Origin of the sequence: Rhodobacter sp. NSM, assembly GCF_052244495.1 — a bacterium.
Classification (GTDB): Bacteria; Pseudomonadota; Alphaproteobacteria; order Rhodobacterales; family Rhodobacteraceae; genus Cereibacter_A.
In genome coordinates this window covers 254,561-273,808 of the sequence record NZ_JBQPXH010000005.1, presented here as the reverse complement: position 1 = coordinate 273,808, position 19,248 = coordinate 254,561, and the positions used below count along the sequence as shown (strand labels likewise).

The 19,248-nt window shown below is 68.1% G+C and carries 15 protein-coding genes; 4 read left to right on the top strand and 11 right to left on the bottom strand.

Going from position 1 to position 19,248, the window contains the following annotated elements:
- Positions 1 to 160 precede the first annotated feature (160 nt).
- On the bottom strand, positions 161 to 1,084 hold the full coding sequence (locus ACTVZP_RS12875) for a GNAT family N-acetyltransferase (protein ID WP_443212550.1): 924 nt from the start codon (positions 1,082 to 1,084) through the stop codon (positions 161 to 163).
- A gap of 193 nt (positions 1,085 to 1,277) precedes the next feature.
- Here ACTVZP_RS12875 and ACTVZP_RS12870 point away from each other — a divergent pair, with 193 nt between their 5' ends.
- On the top strand, positions 1,278 to 1,427 hold the full coding sequence (locus tag ACTVZP_RS12870; RefSeq protein WP_443212549.1) for a hypothetical protein: 150 nt from the start codon (positions 1,278 to 1,280) through the stop codon (positions 1,425 to 1,427).
- 61 nt (positions 1,428 to 1,488) lie between these two features.
- On the opposite strand, the gene hpbA is transcribed toward ACTVZP_RS12870, so the two are convergent.
- Entirely contained in the window at positions 1,489 to 3,525 is a 2,037-nt protein-coding gene (gene hpbA, locus ACTVZP_RS12865) for an N-methyl-L-proline N-demethylase HpbA (RefSeq protein WP_443212548.1), read from the bottom strand.
- Between the two features lie 136 nt (positions 3,526 to 3,661).
- On the opposite strand from hpbA, the gene ACTVZP_RS12860 reads away from it, so the two are divergent.
- Complete coding sequence (locus ACTVZP_RS12860) at positions 3,662 to 4,285, top strand: TetR/AcrR family transcriptional regulator (protein WP_443212547.1); 624 nt, start codon at positions 3,662 to 3,664, stop codon at positions 4,283 to 4,285.
- Positions 4,286 to 4,610: 325 nt separating this feature from the next.
- Positions 4,611 to 5,777, top strand: coding sequence for a glycosyltransferase family protein (locus ACTVZP_RS12855; protein WP_443212546.1), 1,167 nt, complete (start codon positions 4,611 to 4,613; stop codon positions 5,775 to 5,777).
- Between the two features lie 6 nt (positions 5,778 to 5,783).
- On the opposite strand, the gene ACTVZP_RS12850 is transcribed toward ACTVZP_RS12855, so the two are convergent.
- From ACTVZP_RS12850 to ACTVZP_RS12810, 9 genes are all read right to left on the bottom strand, one after another.
- Positions 5,784 to 6,893, bottom strand: a complete 1,110-nt coding sequence (locus ACTVZP_RS12850; protein ID WP_443212545.1) for an alpha/beta hydrolase — start codon at positions 6,891 to 6,893, stop codon at positions 5,784 to 5,786.
- Positions 6,894 to 7,083: 190 nt separating this feature from the next.
- Complete coding sequence (locus tag ACTVZP_RS12845; RefSeq protein WP_443212543.1) at positions 7,084 to 8,145, bottom strand: siderophore-interacting protein; 1,062 nt, start codon at positions 8,143 to 8,145, stop codon at positions 7,084 to 7,086.
- An 11-nt stretch (positions 8,146 to 8,156) separates the two neighbouring features.
- The gene (locus ACTVZP_RS12840) at positions 8,157 to 8,924 is read right to left on the bottom strand and encodes an ABC transporter ATP-binding protein (protein ID WP_443212542.1); all 768 of its coding nucleotides are present in this window, start codon (positions 8,922 to 8,924) and stop codon (positions 8,157 to 8,159) included.
- On the bottom strand, positions 8,924 to 9,916 hold the full coding sequence (locus tag ACTVZP_RS12835) for a FecCD family ABC transporter permease (protein ID WP_443212541.1): 993 nt from the start codon (positions 9,914 to 9,916) through the stop codon (positions 8,924 to 8,926). Before ACTVZP_RS12835 ends, ACTVZP_RS12840 begins: the two co-directional genes overlap by 1 nt.
- Entirely contained in the window at positions 9,913 to 10,899 is a 987-nt protein-coding gene (locus ACTVZP_RS12830; RefSeq protein ID WP_443212540.1) for a FecCD family ABC transporter permease, read from the bottom strand. The genes ACTVZP_RS12835 and ACTVZP_RS12830 overlap by 4 nt, the downstream gene beginning before the upstream one ends.
- The gene (locus ACTVZP_RS12825; protein ID WP_443212539.1) at positions 10,896 to 11,942 is read right to left on the bottom strand and encodes an ABC transporter substrate-binding protein; all 1,047 of its coding nucleotides are present in this window, start codon (positions 11,940 to 11,942) and stop codon (positions 10,896 to 10,898) included. Before ACTVZP_RS12825 ends, ACTVZP_RS12830 begins: the two co-directional genes overlap by 4 nt.
- Before the next feature lie 47 nt (positions 11,943 to 11,989).
- Positions 11,990 to 14,131 carry a TonB-dependent siderophore receptor gene (locus tag ACTVZP_RS12820; RefSeq protein ID WP_443212538.1) on the bottom strand — a complete coding sequence of 714 codons (2,142 nt, stop codon included), beginning with the start codon at positions 14,129 to 14,131 and terminating at the stop codon, positions 11,990 to 11,992.
- A 480-nt stretch (positions 14,132 to 14,611) separates the two neighbouring features.
- Complete coding sequence (locus ACTVZP_RS12815) at positions 14,612 to 14,809, bottom strand: hypothetical protein (RefSeq protein ID WP_443212537.1); 198 nt, start codon at positions 14,807 to 14,809, stop codon at positions 14,612 to 14,614.
- Positions 14,810 to 14,996: 187 nt separating this feature from the next.
- On the bottom strand, positions 14,997 to 17,093 hold the full coding sequence (locus ACTVZP_RS12810; protein WP_443212536.1) for a sensor histidine kinase: 2,097 nt from the start codon (positions 17,091 to 17,093) through the stop codon (positions 14,997 to 14,999).
- A gap of 561 nt (positions 17,094 to 17,654) precedes the next feature.
- On the opposite strand from ACTVZP_RS12810, the gene ACTVZP_RS12805 reads away from it, so the two are divergent.
- Complete coding sequence (locus ACTVZP_RS12805; RefSeq protein ID WP_443212535.1) at positions 17,655 to 19,238, top strand: sensor histidine kinase; 1,584 nt, start codon at positions 17,655 to 17,657, stop codon at positions 19,236 to 19,238.
- Positions 19,239 to 19,248: the final 10 nt, after the last annotated feature.

The window sequence follows — 19,248 nt, the reverse complement described above, 5'->3', positions numbered from 1 at the left end:
CAGCGGCGCCATTCCGACCACAGTCGTCAGACAAGGCCATGCCATGTGGCGTGCACCGCGTGCCCTCCCGCTCTTCCTCGTGTGCGAGGAGCGAGCCGCTGCCCGCGATGCCGCAGTGGCCTGCAGCGGGACACCATGCGGGACCGCAGGCCGCAGCGCCTCAGGACACTCCAAGCGCCCGCGATGCCCGCGCGAGCAACGGCGTTCCGGTCGCGCGCATCCACGTCGCCCCCAGCGCCACCGGCTGCGCGCCCGTGCAGAGCTTGAAGCGGGCGATCCCTTCCAGACGCTCCGTATCGAGCGTGCCGAATTCGAGCGCGGTGAGCCCTGCGTCCTTCAGCATCCCGATGCCCCTCCACAGAAGCAGGTTGTGCGCATGAGCCTTGCGCCCGGCTTCCGATGTCCAGGCAAGGTGATAGCTGGCCCAGGGCTCGTGGATCAGGAAGAGCATCCCGGCGACCGGTCTCCGCCCGTCCCGGGCCGAGAGAAGGAGCGTGCGGCCGTGCCGCGCCCAGGCGAGGGCAAATGCCGGCGGCAGACGCGCATAGCCGCGCTTGCGGGCCTGATCGGCCTCCGCCTGCAGAAGCCAGTGGCTCGGATCGACCGGCAGGCTCTCGTGCAGCACCTCCAGACCGGCCGCCTCCGCACACTTCAAGCGGTGACGCCAGGTGCGGTGGAGGCAGGAGCGGAGGGTTGCGAGATCCGGCGTCAGGGACAGACGCGCGACATGTGCGCCGGTCATCATCCGGACCATCCCCGCACGGCCCATGTAATGCGCCTCGTCCGTCCTTTCCGGCGTGACGATCACCGCGCGGTGCCCGAGGGACATTTGCGCAACGAGGCCCGCGACAGCCGCTGCGGTGCGCTTCCGGTCGAGATCCGGCGCAAATACCGGACCACGCGAGAGAAGCGCGACCCGCCCGACGAGGGGCCATCTCCGCGAGAGGATCTGTGCCCAGCCGAGCACATGGCCATCGTCGCACCAATCCAGCCACAGGCTCTCGCTTCCCAGCGCCCGGCAAGCCATCGCATAGGACGGATGCTGCTGCATCGGCAGTCCGGCCTCGTGAAGCGGCCGCGGCATTCCGGTTTCCGTCCAGTGCGGTATCATGATCCCGTTAATCACATGGAAGGATAACATGTGGTAAATGGCGTCCGGAATTCAGCCTTGCGCGACAGAGAGCCGGGATCGCGCTCATATTCTGTGCAGGGTGACGACGTGTCCCTGTCCGGCGTGCTGCCGAGGCGACGGGTCCAACTCGAGAAAGGACAAGGGCATGAAAAGTCGAGGAGGGACCGTTCATGGCATCCATGCCCCGGCCCCTCGTCCAACCTTCATCGGAGCGCTCTGGGTCGCGCTCGCCTTCACCCTGCCCGTGTCGGCGGTCGTGGGACTTGCCGAATTCGGGCTCTGGCTTTTCGGCTGATCCGCGCGGACGGGGGCGGGCTTCACTGGCAGCCCGCCGCGCGGCAGCGACGTGCCTTCCGTCAGAGTTCGCGAGCCAGACGTAGCCCGTCGTAGATCGCCGCATGGGTGTTCCGCGCCGCCACGGCGTCACCGATGCGGAAGAGTCGGAAGCGGCCTTCGGGATTGCGCAGGACCTGCTGCGGGCCTCCCGTCGAGAGAGCCTCGTAATCCACCTCGCCCAGGTTCGACGAAAGCGGCTTCAGCTCGAAGTAGAGCTCGTCGAGCGGGCGCGTGCCGTGGTTCACCACGACCTGCTCGACCACCCGTTCGCGCCGGGCACCGCCGTAGTCGCTTCCCAGCGTCGCGCGCAGCCGGTTTCCCTCGCGCGCAACCGCGATCAGGCGCCAGGTGACGGTGAAGGTCACCTCGCGCGCCTGAAGGCTGCGCATGTAGGGCACGAGGTTCATCGCCATGACCTCCGGCGCGAAGCTCCGGTCGGGCGTGACGATCTCGACCGCAGCTCCGGTCGCCGCGATGATGTCGGCGGCCTGCAATCCCGCATGGTCGCCGGCATCGTCGAAGACCAAGGCGCTCGCCTCCGGCTTCACATCCCCCGAAAGGATGTCCCAGGCCGAGCAGACGAGGTCGTTCCCCTCTGCGAGGATCTCGGTATGCGGCAGACCGCCGGTTGCGACGAGGACTTCGTCCGGATCGGTCGCCAGCACGGTCTCGCCGTCGGCAAAGGTGTTGAAAACGAATTTCACGCCAAGCTTCTCGCACTGCGCCATACGCCATCCGATGATCGAGATCATCTCGCGCCGCCGCTCCTGCAGGGAGGTCAGGCGGACCTGGCCGCCCGCTTCCGAGGCGGCCTCGAACACCGTCACCCGATGTCCGCGCTCGGCTGCGACACGTGCCGCCTCAAGGCCGGCAGGCCCCGCGCCGACGATCGTGACATTCTTTTTCGACGCGGCCTTCGCGATGGCATGGGGCTGCTCGATCTCGCGCCCGGTCGAGGGGTTGTGCACGCAGAGCGCCATGCCGCCCTGGTAGATCCGGTCCAGGCAGTAGTTTGCGCCGACGCAGGGGCGGATGTCGTCCTCGCGGCCTTCGACGATCTTGCGGACGAGGTGAGGGTCGGCGAGATGCGCCCGCGTCATGCCGACCATGTCCAGCTTGCCGCTGGCGATGGCGTGGCGGGCGGTCGCCACGTCGGGGATGCGCGCCGCGTGGAAGGTAGGAAAGTCGGTTGCCGCGCGGATCTCGCCGGCGAAGTCGAGATGCGGCGCGCTGCGCATCCCCTGGATCGGGATCAGGTCGGTCAGGCCGGGGTCGGTGTCGATATGGCCCTTCACGACGTTCAGGAAATCGACCAGCCCGCTTTCCTTGAGCTTGCGCGAGACTTCAAGCCCCTCAGCCTTCCCCATGCCGCCCTCGACGTCCTGGTCTCCGGTGTAGCGGACGCCGACGATGAAGTCCGAGCCCACGCGGGCGCGGATCGCGCGGAGCACCTCGAAGGTGAAATGAAGCCGGTTGTCGAGGCTTCCTCCCCAGGGTTCCGCGAGATCGTTGGTCAGCGGTGACCAGAACTGCTCGAGCAGGTGGCCATAGGCTTCGAGCTCGATCCCGTCGAGCCCCGCCTCCTTCATGCGCTCGGCCGCATCCGCGAAGTCGCGGATGATCCGGTCGATGTCCCAGTCCTCGATCCGCTTCGGGAAGGCGCGGTGGGAGGCCTCGCGCTCATGGCTCGGCGCCACCACGGGCAGCCAGTCGCCCTTGTCCCAGCGGGTCCTGCGGCCGAGATGGGTCAACTGGATCATCACGGCGGCACCGTGATCGTGGCATTCGTCGGCGAGCTGCTTCATCCAGCCGACCACCTCGTCCTTCCAGGCGAGGATGTTGTTGAAGACCGGGGGGCTGTCGCGGGCCACGCTCGCCGAACCGGCCGTCATCGTCAGGGCGACGCCCGCCTTCGCCCGCTCGACATGATAGGCGCGGTACCGCTCCTTCGGCATGCCGTCCTCGGGGTAGGCAGGCTCGTGGCTCGTGATGAGGATCCGGTTGCGCAGCGTGAGGTGCTTGAGCTGGTAGGGCTGGAGGAGCGGGTCGTTCGACATCGGGGACTCCGTGGCTGATGGAGCATCAACGCCTGAAATGTTCATATGTGTCAAGTATAGGTTCGGCAGTGAACGGCAGAAGGTCACGGATGAACAATCTCTTGTGCACCTGCCGGGGCTGGCCTACCAATGGGGAATGGATGATCTCGCAGGCGATACGGGTTGGCGCGGCTCGCGCGAGGGGTGGCTGCAGGCGGCCTACGAGGCGCTGATCGACGGCGGGGTGGACTCGGTCAAGATCATGACGCTCGCCGCGCGCCTGAAGCTCTCGCGGACCAGCTTCTACTGGTTTTTCAAGGACCGCGCCGACGTTCTGGACGCTCTGCGCGCTCGGTGGGTGGAGGCGACGACAGTGCCGCTGGTCTCGGCCTGTCGTGAATATGCCGAGAGCGGACCCGAGGCGATGCTGAACCTGCTGGCCAGCTTCCTGTCCGGCCGGTTCGACGCGCGGTTCGAGTTTGCCGCGCGCAGCTGGGGCCTTCAGGATGCGGCGATGGCCGCGGCCGTTGGCGCTGCCGATGCCGAGCGGCTTGATGCGCTCGCCGCGATGCTCGGCAGATGGGGGCACGATGCGCAGGATGCGGATGTGCGGGCGCGCACCGTCTATCTGGTGCAGATCGGCTACATCTCGATGCGGTCCGACGAACCACTGGAGACGCGGCTCTCGCGCATCCCGAACTATGTCGAGATCTACACCGGGAAGCGACCCGCGCCGCGGGAGATGGCGCGGTTCCGTGCCCGGCTGGGTCTCGAACCCTGATCCGCGACGCCGCGATCCGCGACGCCGCGCCGACCGCAGAGCCCGAGCCGGTTTGCGGCGAGGGCACACCGCCGTCAGCCATCGCTCGATTCGATGCTGCGGTGCACAGGCCGGGAGCAAACGTCTTCCACGCGGGCAGACACTCGCCCGGACGGCGAGCGACAGGACTGGAGACCTTTGGGGAGCGTTCTATTCTCTCCCATCCGGCATTCGATGCTTGCAAGGAGGCGCCAGATAGGCATCCTTGCAGGGACCTTTTTTTGATTGCCATTCGCGGGCCTGCCTTCCGGGTGGCCATGCACAAAATCGTTTGGGGACAGTCTGCATGAGCATTCGCAGAACGCTTCTTGTTTCTACGCACAACATGGATGCCCGGCCCTGGAGCGGCGTGCTCTGGGAATGGGCCGACGTCGTCACGCGGCTGGAAGGGGCGCGGGTCGTGGCGCCGTGCGATCGGCTCTACAGGCCGGGGGCAGGGCCGGTGAAGCTGCCGCTGGGGGACCGGATGGCGCTGAAATACCGGACGATGCGGGGCCACTACATTCCGCGGATGGAACCCACGACGCTTGAGGAGGACTACGATCTCACCCTCTACACATGCCAGTTCGTCTACGAGATAGAGGAACTCGACCAGATCCGCCAGTGGCGCGACCGCTCGGGGATCGCGGCGATCTTCCTGCTCGAAAGCTGGTCCTCGACCTTCGAACGCTGGAAGGACAAGCTGCGGCTGCTCGACCGGTTCGACCACGTCTTCGTGCTGAACGGTTCCAGCATGGAGGCGTTGGCGCGCTACACCAGTGCGCCGATCACCCAGCTTTCGACCGCGACCGACACGATGCTGACGGCGCCCTTCCCGCATCTGCCGAAGCGCGGGATCGACGTGACCGTGATCGGGCGGCGGGACGCCACCGTGCACGAGCGGCTTCTCGACCTCGCGGCCGAGCGCGATCTGGTCTATGTCTACGACGTGTGGAAAGGGCAGGAGATGCGCGACGGCTGGGCGCCGGTGCGGCGCTACAACGCCGACCTGATCCGCCACAGCCACTGCTTCCTGGCCTGGGATCCCGGCGACCCTTCCGCCGTGCGCGAGCTTGCCGGCGGCGATCGGGCACTCTCGACGCGCTACTTCGAAGGGGCTGCCGGCGGCGCCCTCGTGCTCGGCAGCGCGCCGGACTGTCCCGAGTATCGTCAGGCCTTCGACTGGCCCGACGCTCTGATCCCGCTCGACCGCGACGTTGGCGAGGTGCTGGCTGAGCTCGAGGCGGATCCGGAGCGCGTGGAACGGGCGCGGCGGACGAACATCGCCCAGTCCCTGCGCCGCCACGATTGGGCGCACCGCTGGAAGCGGGTCATCGACACGCTCGGCCTGACGGCCACGCCCGAGCACGAGCGGCGCCTGCAGCAACTGAACGAGATGGCGGCCCATGTCGAGCGCGCCGAGCCCGTCGTCCGCATGCGGCCGACGGTGCTGGCGTCCAACGCGACCGCCTAGGCCGGCTCAGCCCGTCACGGGCACCAGACGCCAGCTTCGCCCCGGCCGGAGGACGTCGCGACCGGGCCGCCCATCCTGGGGGCGGTCCTCCAGCGTCTCCTGCACGTCGCGGATCACCTCGTCGCGCAGGCGGAAATACTGGTGGCGGCCGTGGAATGGTGCGGTCTCGCTTACCTTCCTGCAGTCGATGGCGAAGACGCGCTCGCCCACCTTGTCGAGGTTCTGCGGCCCGTCCGAGCCCAGCCTGTCGGGCATCCCCTTCGTCCGGTCCGAGATGGTCAGCGCCACGTCATTGGCCGAATGGTAGACGAAGATCCGGTTGGCGAGTTCGTCCAGCGCCTGCAGCTTCAGCGGCACCTGCAGGGCATCGTTGTCCTCATCCGCCGCCATCAGGAAGACGCAGTCCACCACGCGGGCGATCCGACCGCCGTTCAGCTCCGAGAACTTCCTCAAGGCGTGACGGAGCGCCCAGTTGCCCATCGAATGCGCAAGGATGTGCAGGCGTCGCGTGCACTGGCGAAGCGCGTCCTTCCGGGGTACCGCGCCGTCCCTGCGGGCGGCGAGCACGACCCTGTGGTCCTCCTCGCGGAGTTTGGTGAGGAAGTCGACGAGCCGCATCAGCGCCCGGCCCATGGCCAGACCCGAGGCCTCGGCATCCTCGCGGTCCGAGAAATAATCCCAGGCGGGCTGCACCCGGCCGTTCGAGGGCCAGGAGAACAGCACGACTGTCACCTGCTGCCCGGCAGAAGAATAGAGATGCTCGAGCGAGGCCGCCCGGCGGACGGATTCCTCGAAGGTGTTGGCGAAGCCGTGCAGGTAGATGATGACGTCGCGGTCCTCGTCCTTCAGGGCCGCCCGCAGTTCCTCGAAGAGCCGGGCCGAGCCGAGCTTCAGCCCGTCCGTCCGGCGGCTGTCGAGGTTCTCGGCATAGAGCTTGGTTGCACCGACCGTCCAGTTGTCGTCGTCCTTCGGATCACCCCCGGCGAAGGACACCTCGGCGGCGCCGACCCGGAAGATCTGTGGCCCGCCCGCGTTGAACCGCTCGCCCAGCACATGGCCGGAGGACGACGTTTCGTGAAGGACATTCCTGTTGCTGGCAAAATGGATGGTCGGCATGACACTCGCACTCCCTGACCAGTGAGCCCACCCCCCGGAATACGGGTCCGCATCGGCCCCGTCTCCGCCGGGGTCGAGGGCCCGGACCGCCGGCCTGCGGATGCTAACATCGCCGCCTCGGCTCTCAAAGCACACCGTACCGCGGGAGGTTGCAGAGGGATGCGCTAACCGCTCGGCTTGCTGCAGGATATCAGGCGGGCCGGGGATCCGTGGCGGAAGGGTTCCGGCGCCAGTAGGCCGAGAAGTAGGGCCGCATCCCCTTCACCCGCGGATCGCGCCCGAAGTGGGCGCGCGCCGCGCGCACGGTCGCCTGCTCGGCCGCGATCCAGAGGTAGGGCGGCGGCTCCCGGTTGTCGAAGTCGAGGGAACGCAGCGCGTCCAGCAGCGTCTCGCCCGCCCGTCGGCTCAGCCATGTCAGGTCCATACCCGCGGGCAGGGCGAGCGGGCACCGGTCGGCAGCGTCGCCGGTCTCGATCAGCACCCTCCCGCGCCGGTCCGGCGAGGAAAGTTCGAGGATGCGCCGGATCGCGGGCAGAGCGGTCTCGTCACCGGCCAGAAGGACGTGAGCGGCCTCGGGAAGGTCGCCTCCGCCCGGGCCCATGATGCCTGCCGTCGCGCCGATGGGTGCGGCCTCGGCCCAAGCGCTTGCGCGGCTGCCTTCGTGCAGGAAGAGGTCGAACGAGAAGCTCCCCGCCTTCGCGTCGAGGCTCACGAAGGTATAGGCCGCACGGTGGAGCGCGTCGTCGCCCTCGGGCCAGCAGGTGCGGCCGCGGCCGTCGAGGCTCGGCCAGACCGGCGGCCGCCCCTCGGGCGGCAGCAGCAGCGAGAAGTGCATCCCCCCGGTCGAGAGCGCCTCCACGCCCGGACAGGCCATCGTCAGCCGGAGGAAGCTTGCTCCGACCCGCTCTCGGGAGTGGAGGGTGGCGAGGTGGAAGCTTGGCGGATGCGCGGTCCATGCCTCGCCGCTCCAGGCGATGCCGGCGCCCGCTTCGGGGCAGACATGGTCGAGGAGGAACATCGTGCTTTCGCGCGCGTGGTAAAGATCCACGGCGCCCGCCGCGCCGATCCCGATGCGCAGCACCCCGTCCAGCGCCTCGATCCTGATTTCGGCCCGGGCGTGGGAGATGCGAAGTTGATGGCCGTCCCGCTCCAGCGGGACGCCGTAATCGGCCACATGGTCGACGATATGGTCGAGCAGGTTCTCGGGCAGGGTGCCCTCATATTGCCCGGCTGTGGACTTGGGGAAGGACATCGGATGGCTCCTCAATGCGGGATCACCAGCGGCGTGCCGGTCCGTGGATCGCGATGGATATCGGCCTCGAGCGCGAAGGCAGCGCGGAGGTTCGGCGCGGTCAGCACCTCCCTCGGCGGCCCGATGGCGACGATGCCTCGGGGGCCAAGCAGCACCACGAGATCCGAGAACCTCCCGGCGAGGTTCAGGTCGTGCAGAACGCTCACCACCGTCAGGCCGGTCTCGAGATTGCGGTGGCGGAGCAGGCTCAGCACCTCGATCTGGTGGACGAGGTCGAGGAAGGTCGTCGGTTCGTCGAGCAGCAGAAGCGGCGTGGATTGTGCCAGCACCAGCGCGATCCAGGCGCGCTGCCGCTGCCCGCCCGAAAGCTCGTCGAGCGGCCGATCGGCCAGATCGTCAAGCCGAACCGCCTGAAGGGCCGCCTCGCAGGCGGCCTGATCCGCCGCCCTCCAGGGGCTCAGCACCCCGCGCCAGGGCAGGCGGCCTCGCCGGACGAGATCGCCCACGAGGATGCCCTCGGGGGCAAGCGGAGACTGCGGCAGGATCGCGAGCCGCCGCGCGAGAGCGCGCGCGCCGTAGCGACGCAGGTCCTGCCCGTCGAGCGCGACCGTCCCGCGCGCGGGCGGCAGCAGCCGCCCCAGCGCCCGGAGCAGGGTCGATTTTCCGCAGCCATTGGGGCCGAGGATCGAGACCATCCGCCCGCCGGGCAATTCGAGGTCGAGATCCTCGATCACCCGCCGTGTGCCATAGCCCACGGAAAGAGATCTTGCGGCCAGCATCAGAGGCTCCCCTTCTTCGTTTCCCGCGCGAGACGCCACATGAGGTAAGGCGCGCCGAGGATCCCGGTCATCACGCCGGCCGGCAGTTCGATCCCCGGCAGCAGCGAGCGCGCCGAGGCATCGGCGAGCGTCAGCACGATCGCTCCAGCCGCCGCCGCTGACAGAAGCTGCCCCGGAAGGCGTCGTGCGCCGGTGAAGCGGATGCCGAGGGGCGGCGCCATCAGGGCCACGAAGGGCACCGGACCGGCAACCGCGACGGCTGCTGCGGCAAGCGCCACCGCTGCCACGACGATGCTCCACCGGGCCGGCCCGAGGTTCGTGCCGAGCCCGACTGCCAGGTCCTCGCCCAGCTGCAGTGCTGCCAGCGGCCGACAGGCGGCAAGCGCCAGCGCAAGAAGCAGGAGACCCGCGGGCCAGATCCGTGCCGCCTGCGTCCAGTCGCTGCCGGCGAGCGAGCCCGTGATCCAACGTTGCGCCTCGGCGGCGGCGGCGCTCGGCATCAACGTCATGAGGAAGGTGGAGAGAGCCGAGCACAGGAAGGCTGCGCCGAGCCCCACCAGCACCATGGTGAGGGGCGGGGTGACATGGCCGGGGCGCCAGCTGGCCAGCCCGACGAGGGCCGCTGCGGCCAGGCCTCCGGCTGCCGCGATCAGCGGCATGGGGCCGCCGAGCCCGAAGGCGGTGGCCGCGATCACGGCCAGGCCCGCCCCTTGAGTGAAGCCGATGATGTCGGGCGAGGCGAGCGGGTTTCGGAAGAGGCTCTGCAGCAGCGCTCCCGACGCACCCAGCAGGGCGCCCGCCGCGATGGCGATCGCGACTCGAGGCCCTCGGAAGGTCGAGAGCGTCAGAGCCCCCGGACCGTCGCCGGTCGTCAGGCCCTCCCAGAGGAGGCGCGGGCCGATCCCGACCTGTCCCCATGCCAGTGCCACCAGCGCCGCGGCCGGCACGAGCAGCGCGAGCGCCACTCCCCGCATCTGCGCAGGGCCACTCATGGAGCGTCTCCGGGCCGGAGGCTGCGCGCGATCCAGACGAAGGCAGGCCCGCCGATGACCGCCGTCATGATGCCCACCCGCACCTCGGACGGCGCCAGCACGAGCCTGCCGAGGGTATCCGCGACGAGCATCAGCGAAGCTCCGAGGATCGCGGCGAGCCAGAGTTCGGCCCGGAAGCGGTGACCCGCGAGGCGTCGTGCCAGCGGTGGAACCATCAGTCCGAGGAAGGCGATGGGACCGGCGATGCCCACGGCCGCGCCCGTGGCGAGGGTTACGGCCACCAGCGCGCCGGCCTGGGTCCAGCCCGGATGCGCGCCCAATCCCCGCGCCAGCGCCTCGCCCAGTGACAGCGCCTCGATCCGGGGCGCAAGGATCAGCGCCAGGACGAACCCGGTGCCGGCGGCGAGGCTCATCGCCAGAAGCGGCCGCGTGGCCGATTGCGCGAGCGAACCCGCGACCCAGAAGCGCATCACCTCGAGCGTGTCCTGCCGGATCATCACGACCGCCGTCACGAGCGACAGCAGAAGCGCGTTCAGGGCCGCCCCGGCGAGCGTGAGCCGGATCGGACCCGAGGCTCCTCCGAAGCCTCCGGCCAGTGCGAAGACCGCGGCCGAGGCAATGGCCGCACCCGGAAAGGTGAGGGCTGCCGCCAGGGTCTGGTCGATGCCCCCGAAGACGAGCGTCCCGGCGAGCAGCGCGAAGGCCGCGCCGGCGTTCACGCCGAGAAGACCGGGTTCGGCCAGCGGGTTGCGCGTGATCGCCTGCAGGATCGACCCCGCCACGCCGAGCGCGCTGCCGGCGACGATGGCCGCCAGAACGCGCGGCAGGCGGACCATGGCGACCGCCACGTGATCGGCGTCGGTTGAATCGTAGGCCGTCAGGATCGCCCAGAGGTCGCTTGGCCCGACCTGCCGGACGCCGACGAGGATGGACAGCAGCGCTGCCGCGGCGAGCAGCGGAACGACCCGCAGCACGGCCGTCATGGCGCAAGCCCCGCCTCGACGGCCGAGGGCACGGTCGTCGCGGGATCGCCATCGAGAGCCAGGATCATCTCTGGCTCCATCCTGTGCAGCGCGAAGGGCAGCGACAGGACGGTGCCGAACGACATCGCCCCGGTGGTGAGGAAATCCGAGAAGATCTCTCGCCCCTCGTGCCAGGCACGCATGGTCCGGCGCATCGGGAGCCGTGCAATGTCGGCGGCGCGCCCGAGGTCCGAAATCCAGACCAGCAGGTCCGCGTCGATCGGATCGAAGTCCTCGGAGGAAAGCGTGGTGTAGAAGCCGTCGAGCGCGGGCAGCGCAAGCAGCGCCTCGGGTGGACGGAAGCCGAGATCGGACAGGAAGCGGCTGCGCGTGTCCTCGCCGGTGAAGGCGCCGGTCTGGCCGGAGTCCTGCCAGGCAGCGACCGCGGTCCTGCCAACCCACGAGGGATGGCGGGCGCGGAAGCCCGCAAACTCGCCCGTCACCCCCTCGACCAGCCGCGCGGCCTCGGCCTCGCGACCGACGGCGCGTCCGATACGACGGGCGACGCTGTCCCAGGCCATGCCCCAGGTCGAGACGCCGGCATCCTGCATCAGGACGGGTGCGACACGCGACAGGATCGCATGCTCTTCCTGCGAGAGGCCCGAGCCGATCCCCACGATCAGATCCGGCTCGAGGCTCGCGATCCGTTCTGCCGAGACCTCTCCCCCGAGAAGCACAGGCGTCGCGTCACCGAGATGCTGCTGCGCCCAGGGCCAGACGCCGTAGGGAAAGTCGCCGAACCAGCTCCGGATTGCCACCGGCACGACGCCGAGCGCCAGAAGAGGGTCCTGCGTGCTGGCACCAAGCGACACGACGCGCCGCGCCGGGGCGGGAAGCGTGAACTCGCCCCAGACGTGGCGGAAGCTGAGGTCGGCCGCCGCTGCCCCAAGCGGCCGAGCGGCGACCAGCGCGCCGGCCGAAGCCAGAAGGGCCCGCCGGGTGAGGCCAGTGCCGAGGCCCTGCCGGCTGCCTTGGCATCCGCCCGCATCCTCCGGCCGAGCCATGTCGTGACGGTCCGTCGCGCACATCGTCTCTTGCGATCCCGTGCCGTTCACCAGCTGTATCTGACGGTCGCCGAAACGGTCCGGCCATCGCCGAAATACTCGGTGCCGTAGTAGTTGGTCACGAGGTAGTTCCTGTCGAACAGGTTGGTCACGTTTGCCTGCAGCGCGACGTTGGGGGTGAGGTCGTAGTTCACCATCGCATCGACAACGGTGTAGCTCGGGATCTCGACGCTGTTGCCGTCGTCGCCATAGGTCGATCCGACGTAGCGGATGCCGGCGCCCAGGGTCAGGTCGTTGTGCGCCTCGTTCGCGGCGAAGGTGTAATCCGCCCAGAGCGAGGCCACCGACTGCGGGACGCGGGGTGGCCGGTTTCCGACCGTGTCCGCCGTGCCGTCCTCTTCGATGCTCGCATCCCAGTAGGAATAGGCAAAGGTCAGGTTCGCGCTCTCCGTGATCGCGCCTTTCGCCTCCAGCTCGAGACCGCGGACGCCGACCTTGCCGATCTGCCGGGTCTGTGTCGGGCTTACCGCGACCGCAACATTGGTCTGGGTGAGATCGAAGACCGCCGCCGAGAACAGTGCGTTCATGCCCTGTGGCCGATACTTGATCCCGGCCTCGTACTGGGTGCCTTCCTTGGGCTCGTTCGCGGGGGCCCAAGAATCGGGCTCGAAGCTTTCCGAGTAGTTCGCATAGACGGACAGGTCAGGCGTGATCCTGTAGGTCAGACCCGCGCGCTTGGTGAAGGTGTCGAAGTCGCGCTCGATTTCAGCCGGCCCGCGGTAGTCCCCCGCGCCATAGTCGATCTCCACCGTCGTCCAGTCCTGCCGCCCGCCCAGCGTCAGGATCCAGCGGTCGGCGAAGGTCAGTTCCTGCTGGAGGTAGATCGCGCTGGTTGTCTGCTCCGGCACCCAGTCGATGTAGGGGAAGAGATCGACGCAGCTTCGGCCGCAATAGGTGATGTCGAGGATGTCGATCGGGTCGGCCGTGCCGAACTGCACCAGCTCGTCCACCTCGATGCGGCCGTATTCGTAGCCGAGAAGCGTGCGGCTCCCGGTGGCTCCCAAGCTCGTGTCGTACTGGAGTTGGCTGTCGACGGCGAACTGCTTCAGGGTCGATTCCACGTCGAACGAGCTGCGGCTTACCGTCGGGTCGGGCGAGGCACCGTAGACCTGCTCGTAGTCGAGATCGAGCACGCCGTAGCGGGCGTTCTGGCGGAAGGTGAGGCCGTTGCCGAAGTCGTGCGAGAAGAGGTAGCCGAGGCTTCTCTCCCGCGTGTCGAAGGCATTGAAGTCCGGCTCGCCCAGGAAGGTCTCGTATCCCAGTTCCTCTGCGAGCCCCTCCGGGAAGCCGGTGCCCGGCCAGCCGTCGCGCTCGTTGTAGTCCGCGAGCAGCGTGAGCGAGGTGGCATCCGTCGGCGCCCAGGTGAGGGCGAGGCCGAGGTAGCGGCGGTCGTCCTGCGAATGATCGTAGAAGCCGTCGGCCTCCTGCGCCTTGGCGGTGATGCGGTAGCTCAGCCTGCCATCGGCATCCAGCGCCCCGCCGAAGTCCGTGCCGGTCTCGGCGTGATCCTCGCCGAAGGTCACATAGGCCTCGCCGAACGCCTCGGCCTTCGGCACCTTGGTCACCGCGTTGATGACGCCGCCCGGCGCGCTGAGGCCGAAGAGCGCGGAGTTCGAGCCCTTCAGCACCTCCACGCGTTCCAGTCCGTAGGGTTCCAGCCGGCCGAAGGTCCAGCCGAACCCGCGGACGGGGATGCCGTCGCGGAAGGTCAGCAGCGTATCCTGACCGAAGCCGCGGATGCGGAAATAGTCGTAGCGGTCGTCTCCGCCCCATTCGTTGACGAGGATGCCCGCGCTGTAGGACAGGACCTGTTCGAGGTTCTGCGCCTTGCGGGTCTCGATCTCCTTCTGCGTGACGACAGAGACGGAGCCCGCGGTGTCGAGCACCGGCGTGGCCATCTTGCTGCCTGTCGATTCGGAGGTCGCGCCGATGTTCTCCGCGTCGTCATCGGCCAGCCCCTCGACCACGATGGGCGAAAGCCGGACGTCCTCCTGCTGGGCAAGTGCCGGTCCGGATGTCGCCAGCGTCGTGCAGGCCAGCAGGAAGGCGAGACGTTTCGGGCGGCGCGCGGCCGTCGAATCCAAAAAGGAGAAGGGACCCGGATGGTCCGGGAGGGCGAGTTGGGTCATGGCGTCCACCGCGCTGGAGGGTCTGGGGTGGCTCGCTTGCACCTGTGCTCCGGAGAGCAGATGCGGGTTGCGCGGACGCTGGCTCGCTTCGGCCCCTTACTGCACGCGGAATTCCCGACAAGTCAACTAGGTCTCTCGGGCAGTCCTTCCGGCGGACCGACCGCGTCTCGGTGGCGGGCCGCCTGCCGGCGCCGGAAGCCGTGTCAGCCGCCGGTTAGTCAGGCGTGTGCGTTGGACATAGGAAGCAATTCGCAATGGCAGGGCCAGAGGCCCACCGGCGCATCGCGCCTCTTGGCCACGCCATGTGCCAGTTGGCGCGTGCGGACCGTCAGCGGACTGCGCCGCCCGTTTTCCGGCGGAGAACGTGATGACGCGTCGTGCCAGCCAGAGCCCAGACCATGCGATCCGGCCTCATCCGGGTTCTGCCGGCACTCCGGGATTCGGTGCGCGCCCGGCGGCGGGCCGAGAGGATCGAAGCGCTCAGCCTCTGCGATGCGTCGAGCGTGCGGCGCGCAGCATGAGCGAGAGGATCACGAGGCAGCCGCCCATCGCGAGCAAGGCAAGGCCCAGTTGCGGCTCGCCGCGGGTTTCGTTCAGCCCGAGCTGCCAGAAGAGCACGAAGAGGGGAAGGCCGTTGAGAAGGCCACGGCGGGCGAGGCGGCAGGGAGTGCAGGACATCCGGGTTCCTTTCTCGTGGTGCTCCACCATGCTTTGCAGGAATCGTGCCGTCCGTGCCGCCGTGCGTCATGATGTACCAGCCGGTCGCGCGGCGCGCCGGGTGGCCCGGACCTGCCGCGGGTCTTGGGGGCGGAAAGCCCTCGCGCCGATCGCGGCGGCAACGGGCGGCCCCGCCGTCGCGCCGAACCTACCCTTGCGCGCGGCCCTGCCGGGTCCGGGGAATGCGCAGCAGGAAGGTCGTGCCCTTGCCCGGCTCGCTCTCGAAGCTGAGATCGCAGCCGGTCACCTCGGCGAGCCGCTGCGCGATGGTCATGCCGATGCCCGCGCCGCTGATCGCGCTGTTCTCGTGCCCGAGCCGCTGGAACGCCTTGAACACATCGGCCTGACGGTCCGGCTCGATGCCGACGCCGGTGTCGACGATCCGCAGGTCGACCGAACTGGGCGAGGAGAGGTCGAATTCCACATCGACCCGTCCGCCGGGCACGTTGTATTTGATGGCGTTGGAGAGCAGCTGGTCGATGATGCGCCCGAGCATGTCGGGATCGCCGACGACCGAGGGCAGCGGCTCGTCCGGCTTGCCGATCCGCAGCGTGACCTTCATCCGCTCGGCCTGTTGTCTCGCGCGGTCGCAGGCCTCGCGCACCAGCGGCATGAGGTCCATGGAACTGGTGGCCAGCCGCAGGTCCTTGTGCTCCAGCCTGCTCAGCTCCAGCACGGCATCCACGAGCTTCACGAGGTTCCAGCCCGAGCTGGAAATGGCCCGCACCTGCTGGATCCTGTCGCCCTCGATCTTCCGCCCCTCGGAGGCTTCGAGCAGTTCCGCATAGCCGATGATCGCCGTCAGCGGCGTGCGCAGTTCGTGGCTCATCGCGGACAGGAAGTTCGACTTGGCGCGGTTGGCGGCGTCGAGCTTGTCCCCCATCGTTGCCAGATGCTCGCCCACCGTCTGGAGTTCCTGGATCTCGAACGGCGCCGAGGGGGGCAGCGTGTTGCCCTCGCTGATGAGCACCATCCGCTCTTCGAGATCGCCGAGCGGCCGGGCGACCCGGGCGCTCATCGCGACCGAGCGTCTCCAGAGATAGGCGAAGAACCCGGCGTAGAAGACCACGAGGATCGCGACCATGATCTTGCTGACGAACCCGAGTTGGCTGCGCAGGTTGGTCGCCTCGGTCAGCAGGCTCTTCTCGCTCGTCAGGAGCAGGAGCCGCCAGTTCGGTCCCGCGATGGTGGCCCAGGCGGCAATCATCGGCTCGCGGATGTTGACGCGGGTCACGCCGGAGGGATCGTTCTGCATCTGTAGCGCGATTGCGGACAGGTCCGGACGGCGGAAGATGTTGAACTCCGCGGGCTTGAACGTGTCCTGCAGCACGGCTTCGGCATAGCTGTGGCCCATCAGCTCGGTGATGCCCAGATAGGTCTCGCCCACGGCCGGAAGCGCCAGGATCGTGCCGTCGCGCCCGATCAGGATCGCGAAGCCGTCGCCCGGCAGCTTGATGTTGAGCACCTGCTCGACGATGGTCTTGATGGTGACGTCGATCCCCACCACCGCCTCCAGCCTGTCCGGTCCGTAAACCGGCGCGATGGAGGAAACCATCCAGCCCTCACCCGCCGGATCCACGTAGGCATCGGTCCAGACCGGCTTTCCGGAAGGATTATGTGCCTGATCGGCCTCGTAATAGAAGTTGTAGCTCGGGATATCCATCTTCGGTGCGTAGATATCCAGCACGTCGAAATACGGATAGATCCGATTGTAGGAATCCCAGGTATTGAGGTAGAGTTGCGCGATCAGCGGATCGCTGTCCTTGATGGATTTCATCAGCGGATCGAGTCTGACCGTACGCCAGACCTTCTCGCGCTCTGCCTCGCCGATCGGGACGTGGCCGGAATAGAAGACCGCGGAGCCTCCGGTGTCCTTCGTGGTGTAGAAGACGCCGTCCGGAGAATAGGCGTGACGGGCCTTTTCGGCTTCGGTCGCATCTGCGGGCGCCGAAAGGGCGCGGCCGGTTTCTTCGCCGAAGATCTGCGTGACCGCGCTGATGCTTTGAAGGCGGTGGCCGATGATATCGGCCTCACGGATCGAGTCGTCCCGCAGCGTGGTGGTGGAAATGCGGGTGATCGCAGAGGCGCTGCGGTCGTAGACCACCTGGCTGGTTATCAGGTAAACGCCGACGAAGCCGAATTCGATCAGCAGCAGCGGAACGAGGGCAGCCTTGATGTAAGAGCGCCAAAGCCATTTGCTCAGGGGGACCGGCCCATGGCCGTCGACTTCCGCAATCCGGGACATGCGACACTACCCTGAAAAGCCAAACCCTGCAAACCGCAACTTGCTAGCGCCTCGCTCCAATCGTGTAAAGCCACCGCTCCAAGAAGCACTCGCTCCCAGCATTTGTGATGGGAGCTACATTCAAAAGAACTGATGATCTCCAGGGGCGCGGGCGGCGCGGGAGATTTTCAGGGCGGCTCTCCTTAGCCCGCCGGGTGAGGGAATTCCAGCGCCCTGTGCGGGCTGCCACACGCGCGACCTCGCACGGATCCGGGAGGCGCTCTTTCGCTGCGCGGCAGCTGCACCTGGACGCATGCCGAGCAGACGCGGGCGACCCTGCAGGATTGCCGCTTGCCCGAACGCCCCGGCACGTGACTTGGCTGCGGGCGATTTCCGAGCGCCGGACCCGCCGGTCCGGACGTCGCCGGGGCAAGATCGGGGCCGGACGTCCCACGCCTCTCCGGTCATCTGCATGCCGCGTCCGCGGCCGTCCTATCGAACGGACGGGGTGCTTGAGCCCGCGGATAGCGCAGCGTAGTCTATGTCCATGTGCGTCGCGTCAAGTGCCCGGCAGTCAAGGCCATGAAGTCCGCCCATTTCACCGGGTTACGGGTGGGCGCGGCCGTCCTCGCGCTCTGCGGCATGGCGATCTGGGCCATCTGGTCCTGGAACGAGGAAATCGCGGAGCTCGAGAATCAGGGCCTCGGCAAGTCGCGGCTCATCGCCCTTTATGCCGACAGGCTGATCCAGACGCAGCTGATCCTGCAGCAGGCGGCGCTGCGCGACCTGAAGGGCCAGCCTCCCGGCTACCTGCGCTCGCAGGCGTTCGCGAGCTTCCTGACCGCCATCGAAAGCGCGCAATCCTCGTCGGGCGGACTGGCGGTGCATGCTCTCGACGGCTCGCAGATCGCGGCGGGCGCCCTCTATCCGCGAGATTTCAGGTTTCCGTTGGAGGAGTTCCGGCAGGCGCGCGAGGCGGGAACACGCGTCTTCATCGGCCGCTTCGAGACGCCCGACCCGGTCGAGGACCGGATCTTCGTCGCCGCCGACTTTTCGGACGAAAGTGGCGAAGGCATCTTTGTTTCGATGCTCACGCTGGGTGCGATCCGCGCCTTCCTGCAACAGATCGCGCCACAGCCGACCGAGGCTGCCTCGCTCCTGCGCACGGACGGATTCCTCATGCTGCGCCGGAATGTCTCGCGCCCGATCATGCTTCCTCCCTCGGCTGCCGCCATGCAGAACCTGGAGGGTCATGTGGCGGGAAGCTACCGGACCGTGGCGGTTTCGGATGGGATCAACCGGCTCTATGCCTTCACGCGAGTGGGTGACCTGCCGCTCGTCGCCACCTATGGCGCGCCCGTGTCGGAGATACGGGCGGGCTGGCTCTGGCGTGTGGTTCCGATCTGGATGTTCCTCGCGCTGCTCGCACTCTTCATCTACGTGCTTTCAGGGCGCATCCGGCGCGCCATGGAAATGAATGTCGAGGCGCTCGAGACTCGCCAGAAGCTCGAGGCGACGCAGAAGATCGCCGAGCAGCGCGCGCGGCTGATGCAGGAGCTGAGCCACCGCGTGAAGAACAATCTCGCGCTGGTTCTGGCGCTGGTCGACCGGCAGATCCGCCTGCGCGGCCGGATCGAGGGGCCAGAGCTCAAGGGACGGATCCTCGCGATTGCCGAGGTGCACTCGATGCTGTTCGCCGCGGGGGAACGCTACGATCTCGACTTCGGCCGTCTCGTGGACCGGCTGAGTGTCAGCGAGGCCCTGGTGCCGCCCGAGTCCCGCATCACCGTCGAACGCGAGGTCGAGGATGGCATCCGCATCGGCCCCGACAGCGCCGTGCCGCTGGCGCTCGTCGCGGCCGAGCTTCTCACCAACGCGGTGAAGCACGCCTTCCCGGACGGACGCCCCGGCCGCATCTGCGTGCAACTCAGTCGTCTGGATCCCGATCACGCCCGGCTCATGATCGGAGACGACGGTGTAGGAGTGACCTCGGGCGAGGGCACGCGGCGCTCCGGCCTCGGCATCGTCGAGGCTCTGGTCGAGCAGGCGGATGCGGTGCTCGAGAGGCAGGACGGCGGCGGCACGCGCTTCCTGCTGACCTTCCCGATCCGCGGTCATACCGTGGTCCAGCTTCCCGCCGCAGCGCCTTCGCGCATGGCGTCCTGATCCTCGCGCG